The organism is Telluria sp. AZSoR62 (assembly GCF_058111565.1).
In genome coordinates this window covers 302,331-320,481 of the sequence record NZ_JBYTST010000001.1, presented here as the reverse complement: position 1 = coordinate 320,481, position 18,151 = coordinate 302,331, and the positions used below count along the sequence as shown (strand labels likewise).

The 18,151-nt window shown below is 67.7% G+C and carries 15 protein-coding genes; 2 read left to right on the top strand and 13 right to left on the bottom strand.

The features are described 5' to 3' along the window. Position 1: 1 nt before the first annotated feature. The 8 genes from AC3XQU_RS01370 to AC3XQU_RS01335 form a co-directional block, all read right to left on the bottom strand. Entirely contained in the window at positions 2-1,027 is a 1,026-nt protein-coding gene (locus AC3XQU_RS01370) for a glycosyltransferase family 2 protein (RefSeq protein ID WP_489872332.1), read from the bottom strand. Next, positions 1,024-2,574, bottom strand: coding sequence for a hypothetical protein (locus tag AC3XQU_RS01365; protein ID WP_489872331.1), 1,551 nt, complete (start codon positions 2,572-2,574; stop codon positions 1,024-1,026). Before AC3XQU_RS01365 ends, AC3XQU_RS01370 begins: the two co-directional genes overlap by 4 nt. Before the next feature lie 8 nt (positions 2,575-2,582). Beyond that, entirely contained in the window at positions 2,583-4,016 is a 1,434-nt protein-coding gene (locus AC3XQU_RS01360) for a UbiA family prenyltransferase (RefSeq protein ID WP_489872330.1), read from the bottom strand. Next, a complete protein-coding gene (locus tag AC3XQU_RS01355) occupies positions 4,009-6,930 on the bottom strand; it encodes a glycosyltransferase (protein ID WP_489872329.1) in 2,922 nt (973 codons plus the stop codon). The genes AC3XQU_RS01360 and AC3XQU_RS01355 overlap by 8 nt, the downstream gene beginning before the upstream one ends. Positions 6,931-6,935: 5 nt before the next feature. Beyond that, a complete protein-coding gene (locus AC3XQU_RS01350) occupies positions 6,936-8,228 on the bottom strand; it encodes an FkbM family methyltransferase (protein WP_489872328.1) in 1,293 nt (430 codons plus the stop codon). Beyond that, positions 8,225-9,448 carry an ABC transporter ATP-binding protein gene (locus AC3XQU_RS01345; protein ID WP_489872327.1) on the bottom strand — a complete coding sequence of 408 codons (1,224 nt, stop codon included), beginning with the start codon at positions 9,446-9,448 and terminating at the stop codon, positions 8,225-8,227. The genes AC3XQU_RS01350 and AC3XQU_RS01345 overlap by 4 nt, the downstream gene beginning before the upstream one ends. After that, positions 9,448-10,248 carry an ABC transporter permease gene (locus tag AC3XQU_RS01340; RefSeq protein ID WP_489872326.1) on the bottom strand — a complete coding sequence of 267 codons (801 nt, stop codon included), beginning with the start codon at positions 10,246-10,248 and terminating at the stop codon, positions 9,448-9,450. Before AC3XQU_RS01340 ends, AC3XQU_RS01345 begins: the two co-directional genes overlap by 1 nt. A gap of 274 nt (positions 10,249-10,522) precedes the next feature. Further along, positions 10,523-10,840 carry a hypothetical protein gene (locus AC3XQU_RS01335; RefSeq protein WP_489872325.1) on the bottom strand — a complete coding sequence of 106 codons (318 nt, stop codon included), beginning with the start codon at positions 10,838-10,840 and terminating at the stop codon, positions 10,523-10,525. A gap of 224 nt (positions 10,841-11,064) precedes the next feature. Here AC3XQU_RS01335 and AC3XQU_RS01330 point away from each other — a divergent pair, with 224 nt between their 5' ends. Next, a complete protein-coding gene (locus AC3XQU_RS01330; protein WP_489872324.1) occupies positions 11,065-11,610 on the top strand; it encodes a PEP-CTERM sorting domain-containing protein in 546 nt (181 codons plus the stop codon). A gap of 90 nt (positions 11,611-11,700) precedes the next feature. On the opposite strand, the gene AC3XQU_RS01325 is transcribed toward AC3XQU_RS01330, so the two are convergent. Continuing rightward, complete coding sequence (locus tag AC3XQU_RS01325) at positions 11,701-12,609, bottom strand: LysR family transcriptional regulator (RefSeq protein ID WP_489872323.1); 909 nt, start codon at positions 12,607-12,609, stop codon at positions 11,701-11,703. A gap of 107 nt (positions 12,610-12,716) precedes the next feature. Between AC3XQU_RS01325 and AC3XQU_RS01320 the strand changes: the two genes are divergently transcribed. Next, positions 12,717-13,967, top strand: a complete 1,251-nt coding sequence (locus AC3XQU_RS01320; protein ID WP_489872322.1) for an MFS transporter — start codon at positions 12,717-12,719, stop codon at positions 13,965-13,967. Here the strand turns inward: AC3XQU_RS01320 and AC3XQU_RS01315 are convergent. From AC3XQU_RS01315 to AC3XQU_RS01300, 4 genes are all read right to left on the bottom strand, one after another. Continuing rightward, positions 13,921-14,673 carry a Crp/Fnr family transcriptional regulator gene (locus AC3XQU_RS01315; protein WP_489872321.1) on the bottom strand — a complete coding sequence of 251 codons (753 nt, stop codon included), beginning with the start codon at positions 14,671-14,673 and terminating at the stop codon, positions 13,921-13,923. The two genes, AC3XQU_RS01320 and AC3XQU_RS01315, sit on opposite strands and share 47 nt — an antisense overlap. Positions 14,674-14,690: 17 nt before the next feature. Beyond that, positions 14,691-14,999: a VanZ family protein gene (locus tag AC3XQU_RS01310; protein ID WP_489872320.1), complete on the bottom strand. Its 309-nt coding sequence runs from the start codon at positions 14,997-14,999 to the stop codon at positions 14,691-14,693. Positions 15,000-15,063: 64 nt separating this feature from the next. Next, positions 15,064-16,329: a tetratricopeptide repeat protein gene (locus tag AC3XQU_RS01305; protein ID WP_489872319.1), complete on the bottom strand. Its 1,266-nt coding sequence runs from the start codon at positions 16,327-16,329 to the stop codon at positions 15,064-15,066. Beyond that, positions 16,326-18,131, bottom strand: a complete 1,806-nt coding sequence (locus AC3XQU_RS01300; RefSeq protein ID WP_489872318.1) for a CHASE2 domain-containing protein — start codon at positions 18,129-18,131, stop codon at positions 16,326-16,328. The genes AC3XQU_RS01305 and AC3XQU_RS01300 overlap by 4 nt, the downstream gene beginning before the upstream one ends. Positions 18,132-18,151: the final 20 nt, after the last annotated feature.

The window sequence follows — 18,151 nt, the reverse complement described above, 5'->3', positions numbered from 1 at the left end:
GTCATTTGCTGCTGCGGTACAGGGTTTTCTTGTGCAGCGGCCGGCGCGGCACCGAGGCGACGTCGTGCGCCACGAAGGCCAGGATCAGCTGCACACCCATGATCACCGGCAGCGCCGCCAGCATGACGGTGCCGGCCGGCGTCGAGATGCCCGAGCGCGCCGAGGCGATCCAGTGCGAGATGCCGTAGCCGGCGCCGAAGCAGGTCAGGAAGATCCCCAGCGGCAGCTCGATCGAGGCCACCGACATGTTGCGCAGGTAGTAGTTGTAGAACAGGCGCTTGCCGAAATTACGCACGTGCTTGGAGAAGAATTCGGTGACGATCTTCGAAATCTTCAGGTTGCTCACCTCGTCGCCGTAGACGGCGTCCATCGGCACGTCGACCACCACCGCGCCCAGGATATTCAGGCGGAACAGCATGTCCGACTCGAAGAAATAGCGCTTGCTGATCTTCTCGAAAGGCAGGAAGCGCGCCGCGTCGGCATGGATCGCGGTATAGCCGTTGGTCGGGTCGAACAGGTCCCAGTAGCCCGAGGACAGCTTGGCCATGAGCGACAGCACCGCATTGCCGAACAGGCGCATCGGCGGCATGGCCCCGATGCGCTCGAGGTTGAAGAAGCGGTTGCCCTTGGTATAGTCGGCTTCGCCGGCCAGGATCGGCGCAACGAAGTTCGGCAGCAGGCTGCCGTCCATCTGGCCGTCGCCGTCGATTTTCACCATGACCTTGGCGCCGTCCAGGATGGCCTGGCGGTAGCCGGTCATGACGGCGCCGCCCACGCCCTGGTTCTCGGCATGCTCGAGCACGACCACGCGCGGATCGCGGCAATGCTCGCGCACGAAGGCGCCGCTGCCGTCCGGGCATTTGTCGTCGACCACGTAGATGCGCGAGACTTCCGGGCCGATGCCCTCGATCACCCCAAGGATGTGGCGGGTGACCTTGTAGCTCGGGATCACGACTGCAATCGCGTTGGCCAGGCCCAGGGTGGTGCCGGCCGGGACAGTCAGGCTGGTGGTGGTGGGTGCGTTCATGGCGTGCTTCCAGTCGGTACGTCAGGCAAGGTGTTGGTCGGCGAGCGTGGGGCCGCGGTGCAGGCCAGCGGGCCGTCGAGATAGCGCCAGCCGCGGGCGCTGTCCGTGACCGCATTGCCCGCCGCCAGCCTGGCGCCCGGCCCGCACAGGGCGGCATCGGCTCCGGCATTGGAGGCGTGCACCAGCGTCTTGATGCGCATGCCGCCGACCTGGTAAGTATAGATTTTTTCCGGCTCGACCCAGTTGTCGTGGCGGCCCATGCGCTCGGCAAAAATCTCCGGCTCCGGGTGGTACCAATGTGGCGCGTGCTCCAGCACCAGGGCGGCGAGCGGGCTGAACTCGATGTATTCGTAGCGCGTGGCGTGCACCATCGCCGCCGCCTGCAGCGCCAGCACGGCGCCCAGCGCCGGCAGGCGCCAGGCCGGCAGCTCGCGCAGCATGGCCAGCAGCGCGAACAGCAGCGGCATCGCGGACCAGGCCACGTAGCGCATCGGGCCGGCGGCGCCGGAATTCCAGTTGATCACGGCCAGGGCCGGTACGGCCAGCGCCAGCGTGAACAGCAGGCACAGGGCCAGCAGCCGCAGGCCGCGCCCGCGCACCAGCAGCAGGGCCGCCAGTACGCCGGGGATGGCGATGATCATGCCCTGGTTCAGGTCGGCGAAGAAGGAGAGCAGGCGGGTGCTGCCGATCAGGCCGGGGTCGGAGAAGCGGGCGGCGATCAGGTTCGGTACGCCGTACTGGTAGAGGTTGAACAGGATGGGCAGGGACGCGACTGCGAGGCCCAGCCCGAGGGGCAGGAGCGTGCGTTGCCAGGCCTGGGTGCCGGCCTTCGCCGGAACGACGGTCTTGCGCTCCCAGCCCAGGCTCATGCGGATCAGGGGCGCGAAGACGAAGAAGAACACGATGGTCGGGTTCTGCTGGGCCGCCAGGCCGGCGAGCAGGGCGCCGGCCACCGGCATGCCGCTGGTGAACAGCAGCAGCGCCGACAGCAGGGCCGCGGCGCTCATGCATTCGGGGCTGGTCCAGTCCCAGTACAGCACCCCGCAGCACAGCATGAACAGCAGCAGGCCGACGGCCGCGCGCGTGCTGGAAGCGAAGAAGCGGCGCAGGGCCAGGCCCAGCACGAAGACGAAGACCAGGTTCACGGCCTGGAAGGCCTTGAAGGGCGGCTGGCCAAGGGCCTCGAACAGCAGCAGGAAGGGGGCGGCCAGCAGGGGATAGCCGAAGAAGTGGACCGGATACACGCCGCCGTCGCGCCCGCGTGCAAAGGCCGGATACACGTCCTGCACGCCGCGCCGGATCTCGTCCTTCAGCATGCGGAACAGGCCGTCGAAGCGGCCCGGCAGCAGCGCCATGGTACGGTCGATGTCGCTGGCCCGGATATCCGGCGTGCCGTGGCTGGCGACGGCCACCGCGTCGACCGTGTACTCGAGGGCGTCGCCGCTGATCGACACCGGGCGCGCCAGGAACAGGGCCAGCAGGGCGAGCGCCAGCAGCACGGGGAAGATCCAGCGCGATGGAGAAGCGGCCCGGCGGCGTGTTTTCATGGTCATGGTCAGTAAGAGGCGAGGGTGGCCAGGGCCATGCAGCAGGCCACGACCACCAGGCTGGTCTTGTCCTTGCAGACGTACAGCACCGGGTCTTCGTTGACCTGGCCGCGGAAGGACTGCACCCACAGGCGGCCGATCCAGAACACCAGCAGCGGCAGGATCCCGGCCAGCCACGCCGGCGTGCGGTAGAGGTCCAGCACATTATCCGAATTAAAGTAGAGCATGAAGATCAGCACCGCCACGAAGGCGCTGTTGATGCCCATGATGCCCACCGGCGTCCTGTCGGCGGTGGTGTAGCCGCGCCCGCGGGTCTTGTCCTTGCCCTCTTTGTGCAGGTTGATCAATTCACTGTGGCGCTTGAGCAGCGCCAGGCTGAGGAAGATGAAGAACGAGAACGCCAGCAGCCAGAACGAAGGCGGGATGCCGGTCGCGGCGGCGCCGCCCAGCAGGCGCAGGCTGTACAGCACCGCCAGCGTGACGATGTCGATCATCAGGAGGCGCTTGAGCCACGCCGAGTAGGCGACGGTGGCGGCGAAATACACGGCGACGGCCGCCAGCAGCAGCACGTTGTACGTGGCGCACAGCGCAATGGCGCCCAGCGCCAGCAGCGGGCTGGCAACGAGCGCCAGCGGCAGCGGCAGGGCGCCGGACGCGATCGGGCGGCGGTGCTTGGTCGGGTGCAGGCGGTCGTCCTGGGCGTCGAGCGCATCGTTGAGCAGGTAGGCGCTAGACGCGCACAGCGAGAACGCAACGAAGGCCACCAGCGACGCGGTGAAGGTCGGCAGGTCGAGCGCGTGGCCGGCCAGCATCGGCACGAACACCAGCAGGTTCTTCAGCCACTGGTGCGGGCGCAGGGCGCGCAGCAGGGCGGGCAGGAGTCCGGCGCGCACGCTGCCGGAATGACTGGTCGAGCGGCCATCCTTCAGACGGAAGGGCTTGCAGGTGACCGACCATGGGTGGGCGCAGCCAAGCCACACCGGCAGGTCGGCGCGCGAATTGCCGATGTAGTCGTAGCCTTGCGCGCCATAGAGTTCGGCCAGTCGGCGCGCCTTGTTGTGCGAGGTCAGGTTGACGCCCCCATCGGTGGCCAGCACCAGGTCGAACAGCCCGAGGTGGCTGGCCACCTGCTCGGCGAAGCGGCGCTGGGCGCCGGTGGCCAGCACCACCGTGCGCCCGCGCGCGCGTTCGGCGGCAACCATGGCCAGCACCGTGCGGTCGTAGGGCAGGGCGGCGGGGTCGAGTTCGACGGCATTGGCCAGGCGTTCCTTGAACGCGGCCTTGCCCGCCAAAAGCCAGAACGGCAGCAGCCAGGCGCGCAGCAGGTTCGTCTTCAGGAACAGCACGATCGATTCCCACAGCAGGTCGGAATGGATCAGCGTGCCGTCCAGGTCGACGACCAGGGGGCGCTGCCGGCTGGCTGCGACGTCGCGTTCAAGCATGGCGCTCGTCGGTCCCGGGCAGGGTGCGGTACCACTGGCCGCGCACCAGCGCGTCCAGCACCTGCTGGGCGGCGCCGTCCCAGGTCAGCCAGGGCATGCCGGTCGATTGCGGGGCCTTGCCTTCGCGCTGCAGGGCCAGCCAGGACTGCACCGCGAAGGCCAGGTCCTGCGGGGCCAGGCCGTCGAAATAATAGGCGTGTTCGCCCGCCACTTCGCGGAACACCGGCAGGCTGCGGGCCAGGATCGGGATGCCCTTTTGCGCCGCCTCGATCAGCGGCAGGCCGAAGCCTTCGCCTTCGGACGGCGCCAGCAGGGCGGCCGAGCCGGCATAGAGCTTGAGCAGCATCTCGTCCGAGATCCCCGGCAGCCAGAACAGGCGCTTCGATTTTTCCGGATGCGCGGCCATGCGTTCGCACAGCTTTTCCATCATCCAGCCCTGCTTGCCGACCACGACCAGGTTGACGTCCTCGCCGCGTTCCCATAGCAGCTCGAAGGCGCTCAAGGCCTGGGTGTGGCCCTTGCGCGGCTCCACGGTGCCCACCATCAGGAAGCTCGGGCGCTCGCCCAGGGCCGCCAATACCTGGTCGGCATCCGGCGGCAAACCGAAGCTCGGCGCGCTGGCATTGATGTCGGCGCCCAGGTGGAAGTGGCCCAGCTGTAGCGGGGTGCGGCGCTTGAGACCTTCGCGTTCGATCCAGGCGGCCAGTTCGTCGGCCACCGCGCGCGAGATGCACAGCACGCCGTCGGACACCTTGTGCACGGTGCGCAGGAACTCGCCGAAGTACTGCTCGGTCCCGAAAGGGAAGACATCCGGGCGCAGCATGGGCAGGATGTCGTACACGACGAAGTAGACGCCGACGCCGCGCTCGCGCATCGACTGCAAGAGCGCTTCGTTCTGCGAGGTGCCGGTGGTGAACAGGTCCAGGCCCAGGAAGATGTCGCCGGGGCGCAGGTCGACCGGCGCGTCTTCCAGCGCCAGCTCGGTTTCGCCGGCCATGTTCAGGCCGAAGCGGCGCGCGTAGTGGTAATTGCGGTTGCCGCCTGTCGAATACACCGGTTCGATCCGGAAGCCCGGAGGCGGGTCGGCGATCATCGCCAGGAGGATGCTGCGCACCACGCGCTGGATGCCGGTCTTCAGGTCGGACTGCACCACGGCCGAGACGTCCACCAGCAGCTGGCGCGGCTGGCTGGGCGAGCGGTTGAAGGCGATCGCCGCGGCCAGCTGCTGCAATTCCTGGGCCGGGCACAGCGGGGCGACCGCGCGCACCAGGGCCTGGTAGGCGGCATGCTCGCCATGGCGGGCAAAGCCTTCGATGGCGTCGCGGTAAAGGGCGCCGACGTGGGCCGGCGCGTGGTGTTCGGCCATGTGCCCGATCGCGCGCGCCGACAAACGCTCGCGCAGCGCAGCGTCGCCGCGCAGGCTGGCCAGCGCCGCGACCAGCTGGCCTACCGCGAATTCGTCCGGCAGCTTGACCAGCAGCGCATCGGGCAGCGCGGCCGTCGAGCCGTGGGCGTTGACGATGGTCGGCAGGCCGTACAGCAGGCAGTCGAGCACCGCCGCCGAGGTCTCGCCGCGGGTGGACGAACGCAGTTGCACCGCCATGTCGGCGGCGGCCAGGTAGCCGGCGTAGACCGCGGCGTCGACGAAGCCGGTGATGCGGATGCGCCCGGCCGCGGGGCTGGCCAGGATCTGTTCGCGCAGCTCGTCGCCATACGTGCCGGGATCGTTTTCGCCCACGAACACCAGGTGGCAGTCGGGATCGAGCGCCAGCGGCGAGGCGAGGAAGGCTTCCAGCAGCTCGGCATTGAGCTTGGGGCGGCCCAGCATGCCGAAGCTGGCGACCACGAAGGCGTCGGCATCCAGCCCGAGCGCGGCGCGCGCCGCGTTGCGCGCATCCTGCGACGCGCCGTGCTCCGGGCGGCCGCGCAGCAGCGCAATGGTGCGCCAGCCCTCGTCCGCGCCCTTGCCGTACCACTGCTGCGCGAGCTCGCGTGAAAAGTCGGAATGGACGATGACGCCGGTCGCGTTGTCGAGCACGCCCTTGTTGAGCGGGTAGGTCCAGATGGCCGGGTTGCGGCCCTGCTTGCGGTGCCAGAGCAGGCCGGTATAGCCATGCGACGCGTACAGCGCCTGCAGGAAGCCCTTGTCGAGGTATTCCTCGCGCTCGAGGTTGTCCAGCACGCCGGACAGGTAGAAGTCGTGCAGCACCACGATGCCGGGCACCTCGCGCACCAGCTCGAACATGTGCTTGTGGGCGTGCGAATTGCCGAAGTGGTACACCACGCGGTCGAGTGCATGGGCGTGCTCGCGCAGCCAGTCGGCGCTGCGCAGCGGCAAGCCGGCCAGGCGCGGATCGCGCACCAGTTCCGGGTCCTGGTCCACCACCAGTTCGATGTCGTAGTAGCGGGCCAGTTCCGGCACCAGTTCGGCGCTATAGTCGGCGATGCCCGATTTTTCCGGCGGCAGCGGCGAGACATAGGCCAGGCGCGTCCGCGCGCCCGCTGCCGGCGGCAGCGGTTCGGCCGCGGTGGCGTCCAGCGCCGTGAGCAGGGCAGGGACGTTCACGCCGCGGCATTCGGTTTCCACCAGCGGATAGGGCGCACCTGCCGCGCCGGCGCGCTGGCCGCGCCCTGCGCGCAGCGGCGCCAGGACCACGCGGGGCGCCAGGCTGCACAGGGCATGCTGGCGCAGCAGCGCGCGGATCCGGCCGCCGGCCGGCAGGTCGAAGGCCCGCACGCGCTCGCGCGGCAGCAGGCCGCAGCTGCGCAGGGTTTCCAGGGTCAGCGGGTCGTGCAGCGGCGCGGCGACCAGCACCTCGCGCGGCCCGGCCTGGCGCAGCAGTTCCTGTACCAGCGCCAGCGCGGCCGCGTCGACGCGGCCCGGGTGTTCCAGAAGATCGATAACGATACGCATGATTCTTAAGCCTTGGTCTTGGAGCTGCCGGTGTGGCGGCTGCGCGCGCGTTCCAGGTCGGACAGCACCAGGCGCACCGAGGCCGGCACGCCGCGCAGCTCGTCCGGCACCGGGGCGACGCCTTCGGGCAGCGGCTCGGGCGGCAGCTGCTTGAGGGCGGACAGCGAGGCCTGCACGCGCCGGCCCAGCGGCGGAAAGCGCAGCAGCACCGGGATGATGAGGCGGCGCAGCGCTTCGTTGCGGGTCAGGCGGGTAAGGATGCGGCGCACCAGTTCCGGCCGGCGCAGCGCATGGACCAGGTAGCCGACGGCGCGCACCGGCCGGGTGATCTTCCAGGAGGTGCTGTTGTGGGTGGCGATGACGGTCGCTTCCAGGCTCTTGGCCCAGGCCAGCAGTTTTTCGGCGTTGGCCTGTTCCGCGGCGACCGACTGCTGCAGCGCGATGATGCTGGCGTCGGCATGCATCTTTTCCTGCGCCAGGCGTTCGGCGCGCGACCAGGCCGCGTCGAGCTGCTCGTGCAGTTCGGCGACCCGCTGGCCGGTCTCGGCGGCGTGGCGCTCGGAGTCGCGCAGGGCGCGCGTCAGTTCCTTGGCCGAGGTCCAGGCCTTGTCGAGGTGGTGCGAGATATAGTCGTCGAAGACGTTCGGCTGGATGCCGAAATGCGCCATCAGGTCCGCGTGTTCCTCGGCCACGTAATAGCGGTTCAGGCCATCGAACCAGGCAAAGCGGTAGCGCTGGGCAAGCACCAGGTGTTCCCAGCTGGCGTGGTTGGTGGCGCGGCTGTTCGGCAGGGTCGCTTCGATCACCAGCACCCACGGGCGCCAGCGCGCGAAGTCCATCCCGCGCAGCACGTCGCCCTCGAAGCCTTCGACGTCGACCTTCAGGAAGTGGATCTCGCCCTCGACGTGCTCTGCGCAGACCGAGGCCAGGGTGCGCACCGGCACGGTCAGCTCGGCGACTTCATGGCCCTCGGCGCGGTGCAGTTCGGCTACCGACGCTTCGGGCGAGGCCCAGCCGCGCACGGCCGGCACGTCGTACAGGGTCAATTCACCGTCCGCGCTGCCGGCGGCCACCGCCAGGTTGACGTCGCGCGGGCGCTGGTCGAGGAAGGCCTGGTGGAAGCTGGGCAGCGGCTCGATGCTGATGCCGCGCCAGCCGGCGTCGTAGAAGGCCTTGGTTACCGAATGCTCTTCGGGGTCGTTGGCGCCGACGTCGATGTAGAAGCCGTTGTTCACGTGCCCGAGCACGCGCCACAGCAGCACGTCCTCGAGGTTCTGGGCGTAGGAAATGAATGTCATGTGCGTTGGATGTCGATGGCCGGGTCGAGCCAGGCCGAACCCTCGAAGTGCGGGCGGCGCATGTTCATCACGGTGAATACCAGGGCCAGGTCGCGCCACTCGTAGTTGTTCACCAGGTGAGTCTCGGTACTGACGATCGCGGTGGCGACCGAATAGGTGCCGGGGCCGAGGTTCATCGGGAAGGCGAAGCGGTAGACCACTTCCTCGCCCGCGTTGATGCCGTCCAGCGGCAGGCCCTTGAGGTGGGTATTGGTGCCGTACATCGGTTGGCCGAGGCGGTCCTTGATCATGTAGCCGAGCACCATGCGCGGGATCGCGGCTTTTGCCTGCACCCGCACTTCCAGCGTCACGGCCGCGCCGACGTCGACCACTTCGACCCGCGCGCCGCTCTCGTCGATCAGGGCGATGTCCGAAACGGTGGCTTCGCCGGTGCCGGAAATGGTCTGCACCTTGCCGCCGACGGTGCCGTTCAGGCGCACGGTCTCGTTTTCGCGCTCGGCGATCATGGCGTTGTAGTAGTCCATGATTTCTTCCGGCTTGCCTTCCTTGGCCAGGCGCCCGCCGTCGAGCAGGATGGCGCGGTCGCACACCGACTGGATCGCCTGCTTGTCGTGCGAGACCAGCAGCAGGGTGGTGCCTTCCTTGCGGAACTGGCGGATGCGGTCGAAACTCTTGTGCTGGAAATAGGCGTCGCCCACCGACAGCGCTTCGTCCACGATCAGGATGTCCGGGCGGCGCGCGGTGGCCACCGAGAAGGCCACCCGCATCTGCATGCCGCTCGAATACACGCGCACCGGCTGGTCCATGTACTCGCCGATGCCGGCGAAGTCTTCGATCTGCGGCATGAGCTGCGCGATCTCGGGCACCGTCATGCCCAGCAGCTGGCCGGCCATGTACACGTTCTGGCGGCCGGTGAAGTCGGGGTGGAAGCCCATGCCCAATTCCAGCAGCGCCGCCACGCGGCCCTGCATGTGGACCGCGCCGGTGGTCGGCTGGGTGGTGCCGGTGATGAGTTTGAGCAGCGTGCTCTTGCCCGCGCCGTTGATGCCGATCAGGCCCACGGCTTCGCCCGGCGCGACCTGGAAGCTGACGTCGGTCAGCACCCATTTGAGCTTGTGGCGCGGGCCGCGCAGCGGCAGCAGCCATTCGCCCAGGCGCGACCAGCGCGTCGGGTACTGCTTGTAGGCCTTGCCCAGGTTGGAGACGACGATCGTGCCCATCAGAGTTCGTCCACCATCTCGCCCGAGCGCTTGCGGAACAAACGCATGCCGAGGATGCACAGCAGCAGCGCCATCAGGGCGGCCGGAATCAGCGAATTCCAGTCGGGCAGCCGGCCTTCGACCAGGATCTGCTGGTGCGCCTGCACGACGGCGGCCATCGGGTTGTAGACCAGCACCGGCCGCACCTCTTGCGGCAGGATGCTGGCCGGGTAGACGATGGGCGTGAGCCAGAACCAGAATTGCATGGCGATCGTCACGAACTGGCCGACGTCGCGGAAGAACACGTTCAGGATGCCGCTGACCATCCCTAAGCCGATGGCCAGCAGCACCTGCAGCAGCAGCACCGGGACGATGGCGAAGAACACCAGGCCCGGGAAGTTGCCGGTGGCAAGCAGGAAGACGACGAACAGCCCGAAGATAATGCCGAAATTGACCAGGGCGTTGAGCACCACGATCAAGGGCAGGCAGATGCGCGGGAAGCTGATCTTCTTGATCAGGTTGGCCTGCTCGAGAAACATGTTCTGGCCACGGGCGACGATCTCGGCGAACAGGCCCCAAGTCAGGATGCCGGCGCACAGGTAGATCGAGTAGGCCGCGCCGGAATCGTTGCCGGGCAGCTTGGCGCGCATGACCTCGGAAAAGATCACGGTGTAGACGAGGATCATTGCGAGCGGACTCAGCACCGACCAGACGGCGCCGAGCATTGCGTTCACGTATTTCGACTGGAATTCGCGTTTGACGCTGCCCAGCACGAAACCGCGGTAGGCCCACAGGCCTCGCAGCATCAGGGGCGAGATCATGAGGCGGCCCGTGCTGGCAGCGCCCCGGTCGGGTGCGTCAGGGTTGTGGTCATGTGGAATGGCTGAGCCGGATGAGCCCGAAATTATACTTCATCCAACAGCCGCTCCGTTGTTACAGATGTAACACCTTGTCTTAAGTCAACAAGGAATTGTCACGGAGGTGTAGTGCGGTAGCAAGCTTACGCGCCGGCAGCGCTTGTCTATAGGTAGGGTGGGCAAGCTCCTTGCCCACGCGGTCAACGCACCGTCGCGTCATCGAAACGCGACAAGCGTCTCAGCTTCCCAAGTTGGTAAAGATGCCCACCGCCAGCTCTGCCCACACATACACGAAGGCCAGCGCGATCAGGCCACCGACGACGATGCGCTGCTTCGTGGTCTTGACCTTGCGCGAGGCGAACACGAAAGCCAGGCCCGTCACCATCAACAGCACGCCCATGACGAGAAAATCCGACGCCGTCCAGTTCACTTCCTGCGTGAACTGCATCGCCACCAGCGGAATCGCCAGCACGGCAGCCGTCGCCATGGCGACATGGGAAATGCTTTTGCCGAGGCTGCGCTTCGTGTCGAGGCTGTTGCCGGTCAGGGTGCTCATGGTGGTCTCCGAGGGTGGAAGGCGAGGAATCCAGCGGGTGCCGGGCATGCCACAAATGTATCACGCGTTGCCGGGCGCCGCTACTGCGGCAGTAGGTAAGTATCCCTGTCGATATTCTTTACAGGAAAAATAAGTTGAATTTGAACATTGTTTAAAATCAGCAACTTATGTCGCTGGCATGGTGTGTGCTTACAGCACTGGTATAAACAACTAAAAGGGATAAAATGAAACGTTTTCTTGCTACCGCAGTCCTGGCCCTCACCGTCAGCGCCGGCGCTACCGCTGCACCAGTCGTCGGCAACACCTACCTCGACGCGAAGAACCAGTCGTGGAAATACATCGGCATGTTCAATGTCGCTGCCGGCCCGAACTGGCAAACCAATGGCGTGACCTATAACGGCATCGAAGCGGCAACGCTGGTGTTCGGCGCGGTTGCTCCAGGCAGCGCCTATGCCCTGAGCACCGTCGACAATTTCGTCAACCACCTGGCGTGGTACGACGGCTATGGCCAGGTCAACCACCTGAACAATGGCGGCGGCAACGTCGGCCTGGCCGAGGACATCAACGAAGACATCGGCGGCAACGGCTACAACTATGCTGGCGAAGGACAGGGCGACTGGTCCGCCTACATCCGCGACCACGTCGGCAATGCCGCTACCTCGAACAACTACGTCTTCACCCGCCAGGCGGACGTTCCGGAGCCAGCCACGATCGCCCTGACCCTGCTGGGCGTCGCGGCAATCGGCGCCAGCCGCCGCAAGAAGGCCTGATAGCCAAAGGCCGAGCCATCCCGGCACTGCCGGGGTGGCTTGTCGGCGGGACTGCCCGCCGTTCGTTTTTCTCCTGCTGCTTCCTCACCGCTAGGGCCGCAGCTCCGGGTGCCCTTCCAACAGCGACGCCAGCCACTGCGCGAATGCCCTGACCTTCGGAGAGGCGCTGTGCCCTTGCGCGTACACCAGCGAAACCGGCATCGAGGGCAGCGGGTAGTCGGGCAGCAGCTCGACCAGCCGCCCTTCCTGTACGTACCCTGCCACCTGGTAGGTCGCGGCCTGCATGATGCCCAGTCCCTGCACACCCAGGTCCAGGTTGGCGTCGGCATCGTTGACCGATACCGGCCCGCCGACATCGACCCGCACCAGCTTGCCATCGATCAGGAACTCCCAGTCGAAGGGGCGCCCGGTGCGCCCCGAGAAATGCAGGATGACCCGGTGCTGCGCCAGGTCCTCCAGCGTCTCCGGCCTGCCATGCCGCTCCAGGTAAGCCGGCGCCGCACAGGTCACGAAGCGCATGTTGCCGATCCTGCGCGCCACCATGCTGGAGTCCGGCAGGCTGCCCACGCGCAGGGCGCAGTCGATGCCTTCGCCCGCCAGGTCGACCAGGCGGTCGCTCATGCCGATCACCAGTTCGATCCCGGGGTACAGCGCATGGAACCGCGCCAGCTGGGGAATCACCAGGTTGCGCCCCAGGGTGGCCGGCAGTGCAACCCGCAGCCGGCCCGTGGGCGCTTCCTGGTCGCCGCGCAGCGCCGCTTCGGCTTCGTCGACGGCCGCGAGGATGGCGACGCAGCGCGCGTAGTATTGCGCACCGTCAGAGGTAAGCGACACGCTGCGTGTCGTCCTCTGCAGCAGCTTGCGGCCCAGGTAGGCTTCCAGGTTCTGGATCGTGGCCGTCAAGGAGGCGCGTGGCAGGTCGAGGGTTTCGGCCGCGCGAGAAAAGCTTTTCGCTTCGACGATGCGGACGAATGTCAGCATGGCTTTCATGCGGTCCATGGCGCCTTCCGATTGTTCATATTTTATGAATTGTATAGCGCCTGCCGGGCTCCTGATCTCCTGGCCGGGATTTCCTAGAATGAAGGCCATCATTCAAGGAGAACGCCATGCATCCAGTTTCCACGACACACAGCGATATTTCACCCGGCATGGTGCGCCTGCTGGCGGTGTCCGCCGGCCTGATCGTCGCCAACCTGTACTACGCCCAAACCCTGCTCGGCCCGATCAGTGCGGCGACCGGCTTGTCGACCGGGGCGGCGGGCCTGGTCGTGACGCTGACGCAGATGGGCTACGCCCTGGGCCTGCTGTTCATCGTGCCCTTGGGAGACCTGCTGGAAAACCGCAAGCTCGTCTTCGTCGCCCTGCTGTGCACGGCGTTGGCGCTGGCTGCCGCCGCGCTGGGATCGACTGCCTGGATGTTCCTGGCCGCCTCGGTCGGCATCGGGCTGGGTTCGGTCGCGGCCCAGGTGCTGGTGCCCTTTGCCGCCCACCTCTCACGCGAGGAAACGCGCGGACAAACAGTCGGCAAGGTCGTCAGCGGCCTGCTGCTCGGTATCATGCTGGCGCGCCCGGCAGCCAGCCTGGTTGCCGACCACGCGAGCTGGCAGGTCGTCTTCGGCGCCGCCTCCGTAGCGATCGCCGCCCTGGCCTTCATCTTGCGCAGCAAGCTGCCGCAACGTCGTCCAGCGTCCAGCCTGCCTTACCGCCAGCTCATCGGCTCCCTGTGGACCCTGTTCGCCAGTACGCCGCTGTTGCGCCGGCGCGCTGCCTACCACGCCGGGTTGTTCGGCGCCTTCAGCCTGTTCTGGACCGTCGTACCCCTGATGCTTGCCAGCCCCCTGTTCGGGATGTCGCAGACCGGGATTGCGATTTTCGCCCTGGTGGGCATGGCCGGCGCGGTGGCTTCACCGGTGGCGGGGCGCCTGGCCGACCGCGGCCACACCCTGGCGGCCACCGGCGCCTCGTTATTGCTGGGAGTTGCCGGCTTCGCCTTGCCCTTGTTCGCGCCGGCGCAGCGCGATGTGGCGCTGGCGCTGCTGGTGATCGCGTCGATTGTGCTGGACATGAGCGTGGCGGCCAACCTGGTGCTGGGCCAGCGCGCCATCTTTACCCTGGGCGCGGAGATCCGCAGCCGCCTCAATGGGCTGTACTTTGCGCTGTTCTTTGCCGGTGGGGCAGTTGGGTCGGCCGCGGGGACCTGGGTGTATGCGCGCCTGGGCTGGCAGGCGGCATTTGTTGCCGGAATGGCCTTGCCGGCGATGGCGTTGCTGTACTGGTTCGGTGAGCTGCGCCGGTGTCCGCGGGCGGGCGCTAGCCGCCTTGCACCAGCCTCTGCAACGCATCCGGATCGAGAATGATCAGGCGGTGCGCATCCTTCTGCACCACCCCCTGCTGCACCAGCGTGAGCAACGCGCGCGTCACCGTCTCGCGGCTGGTATTGATCATGTTCGCGATGTCCTGGTGGGTCGGCAAATTCTCGACCACGCGGGTGCCGTCCGGCCCCGGGGTCTGCTGCATCAGCGCGATATAGGTGAAGATGCGGCGCGTCGTGTTGTTAATGCTGAGCAGGGCGCGGAATTCGGAATCGCGCTGGATCTTCTGGGCCAGGTGGCCCAGCATCTTGCGCGCCACCGAAGGCGAGTGCGAGAACAGGTGCAGCGCGACCGTGGCCGGCAGGAAGGCCACCAGCACTTCGGTGGTCGCCACCACCGAGGCCGAACGGGTCGAATCGTTGATCAGCGCGATCTCGCCAAAGAAGTCGCCGGCCGACAGCATGCGCAGGCCGACCGAGCGGCCGTCTTCGGTGACGTCGACCACCTGCAGGTGGCCCGACAGCAGGAACAGCAGGCCGTCGCCGCTGCCGCCCTTGTGCAGCACCACCGAGCGTTTCGGGTAATGGCGGAAGCGCAATTCGCCGCGGACCTGGAGGATTTCCTCATCCGTGAGGTCGGCCAGCAGCGGGATCTTGCGCAGGTGGATCTGGACCTGGCGTTCCTGCACCTCTTGCGGTGCAAGCGGCTCGGGCTGGTCTCGTTGCTGGGGAAGTTTGGCGGAGGAACTCATCGATGGCTCAGGTTTCGTCAAAAATGCCCGGTGGCGAAGGCGGGGAGAGCGACACAGGCGATGCCGGCTGCGTTGGCGGCCAGGTCGCGCCAGCAAAAGCGCCGGTCGGGCACCAGGCCTTGCAGGCATTCGACCAGCCAGCCCCCCAGCAGCAGGCCGGCCAGCCACCAGGCGGTCTCGACGCGTCCCTGGGCGATCCGCAGGGCCAGCACGGTGAGCAGGGCAAAGGCGGCGAAATGCAGCAGCTTGTCGTTGGGCAGCGGCGGCAGCCAGCGGTTGGGGACCAGGCAGCCGGCCCCGAGCCCGGCCGCGGCGCAGGCAAACACGATCACATCCGGCGCTATCGGCAACGCTTCCCTTTCATGGAAACCAGCGAGGACAAGGCTGGAATCAAGGATATTGCCATTGCCAGCTCAGCTGTAGCTGCCGGTTATTGTACTGAAAGATGCTGATGTTTTCCCGGTTGCGGACGATCCGTCCCTCCAGCGCAACAGTCTGGTTCTTGGCGAGCTGGTAGGTCAGGGCCGCGCGCAGCACCTGGGTACGCTGGGCGCGCACCTGGTCGATCAGCAGCTCGGGCGAGTAGGGCGAGGCGCTGTCCCATTGCTGGCGCGTCCAGGACAGCTCGCCACTGGTGTCCCAGCCGAGCGGCCGGCGCGCCGACAGCGTCAGGTAGTTGCCGTGACGGTTGCCGCCCGGGCGGTCGCTGCGCGCGCGGTCGCTCAGCACGCCGAAGGTCGCGCTGGTGGCAAGCGTGCCGGCCTGGTAGGCCAGCAGCGCGCGCGCTTCCAGCACGTCGGAGTCGAAGCTGCGCAGGGTCTGGTATTCGGTATGGGTGGCGCTGCCGGTCAGGTAGAGCTGGGTATGCGAGGGCAGCGGCAGCGGCGGGGCCACCCGTATCTGCGCCTGGGCCTGCTTCTGGTAGAGCCGGCCGCCCATGGTCGTCACGCCCAGCGAACCGGTGGTGCGCAGGGTCCAGGCGCCGAAGCGCCAGGGCGATTCGATGCCGCCATACAGCGCGCCGGTGTCGTAGGCGCGCATGCTGTCGTAGCGGCGCTGCTGGAATTGCAGGAAACCGAGGCTGCCGTTGCTGCCGAGCGAGCGCACGTAGTCGGCGCCCAGCGAGGTATAGCCGTCGCGCTTGGGCAGGAAGTCTTCCAGCAGCGGCAGTTCGATGTCGCCGTCGGGGCCGGTGACGATGAGGGTCGAATTGCTGGCGCCCTGGTTGACGTTGTCGTCGATGCCGCGCCCGAACGTGATGCCGGACGAACTGGCAGGGGCGGCCGGCTTGCAGCCGCTGTCGCGCGCCTCGCCGATCAGTTCGAGGATCTCGCGGGTCGGCGAAAAACGCGTCTCGATGGTGGCGAACAGGCGCTCGGCCGCTTCCGCGTTGCCCAGGCTGCACTGGATCAGCGCCAGGTCGATCAGGGCGCCGGCGTGCTGGGGCGCCTGCTCGATCAGGCGCGCCAGGGCTTCCGAGGCATCGGTCTTGCGGCCTTCGGCCAGCGACTGCAGCGCATTCTGGTACAGCGCGTCCTGCCGGGCGTCGATGGCGTTCCCGGGAGGCGTGTCGGCGGCGATGTCCTGGGCCGGCGCACAGGCCGGCGCCCAGGCCAGCAGGCCGGCAAGGAAATGAAGGGCGAGCCGCGCCATCATGCGAGCGGCCCCGGTTCGGCGGCGGCCGCCGCCTGCGTGGCCGCACTATGCGTGGCCGGATGGTTCATGCTGGAGTCGAAGGTATACAAAGGCGTTGGTTTTTCTTTACCGCGCAGCAGGCGCTCGCCCAGGGCGAGGAAACGGTGCCGGCGCGCACGTTCGACGGCGCCGGGGCCGATGATGACGTTATGGGGGAAATCGCGGGCGACCTGCTCGAGCCGGGCCGCCGTGTTGACGCTGTCGCCAACCGCAGTATAGATGCTTCTGAAGCTGGTGCCAAAGTCGCCGGCCATCGCGACCCCGCTTTCGATGCCGATCCGCACACGCAGCGGCTTGAAACCGGCCCGCTCGCGCCGCCGGCTCAGGCTCGCCACCCGGCGCGTGATGGCTTGGGCGGCGTCCAGCGCCAGGTCGGCATGCTGCTCCATCGGCAGCGGCGCGCCCCAGAAGGCCATCATGCCGTCGCCGGTGTACTTGTCGAGCGTGCCCTGGTGGTCGATCACGGGCCCGGTCAGGCAATCGAGGAAGTCGCGCGTGAGCTGCGCCGCCTCGGCCACCGGCAGCGTCTCGACCTGGCCGGTATAGCCTTCCATGTCGGCCACCAGGGTGGTCACGTCGCGCGAGCGCGGGCGCAGCGGGTCTTCTTCTTCGCTGCGCAGCAATTCCTCGACCACGGCCGGGGCCACGTACTGGCGCAAGGTCTGCAGCAGGTGGCGCGAGCGGCCCTGGGACACCTGCCACTGGTAGGGCACCGCCACCGCCAGCAGGAACAGATTGGTGGCCAGCGGCCCCACCGGGGCAAAATCCGGGTCGTGGCGGCTCACCACATAGGCCAGCGCCAGCCATACGCCTGACCCGGCCGCGAGCAGCCCGACGCTGGCGGCTGCCGACAGGCGCGGGAACATCAGCATGCAGGCCACCACCGACACCAGCGCAAACAGGCAGGCGATCAGGCGCCCGGGCCAGGGCGCAGGCAGCTTGCCTTCCTGGCGGTCGAGCAGGGCGGAGAGAATCGTCGCCTGCACGCCCAGGCCCGGGCGGCTGGCCGCGAACGGCGTTTCGACCCGGTCGGCCATGCCCAGCGAGGACGAGCCGACGATCGCCAGGCGCTTGGCCGCGCTGGACGGGACGATGCGCTGGGCCAGGATGTCCGCCGCGCTCACCACGGTATAGGCCGACCAGTCGCGCCGGTAAGGCACGCGCATCTGGCCGGCGTCGTCAAGCAACAAGGGCCCCTTGCCGGCGCAGCAGTTCACCAGCGCCAACGCCAGCGCCGGATAGTGGCGGCCTTCGAAGCGGGTAACGAGCGGCACGCGGCGCAGGGCGCCGTCCGGGTCGGGGATGAAGCCGATGGCGCCGATCTGCGGCGCTTCCGCCAGGGCAGGGTAGTTGCCGACATAGCCGGTGGCCGGCACGCCGCCTTTATATAGTGTGGTGGCGCCGCCCAGGTGGCCGTCGCGCAGTTGCTGCGGCCGGTTGCCCGCCATGTCGAAGTCGAAGGCCTGGGCCGGCACCACCGGGCCATGCCGGGCCAGCAGGGCCAGGCGCATGTCCCCCGGCGTGCCGCTGGGCGAGGGCAGCACGATGTCGAGGGCCACGCCGCGCGCGCTGTATTCGGTGAGCAGGATTTCCGCCAGGTGGGCCAGGCGTTCGCGCGGCCACGGCCAGGGACCGAGTTCGGTCAGCGAGGCTTCGTCGATGTCCACCACGAGGATGCGCGGATCGGGCGCGCTGCTGGCCTGCAGGCGCACGAAGGCGTCGCGCAGGCGCTCGTTGGGCAGAAACAACAGATCGGCGTGCATGCGCCCGGCGCCGGGCGTCC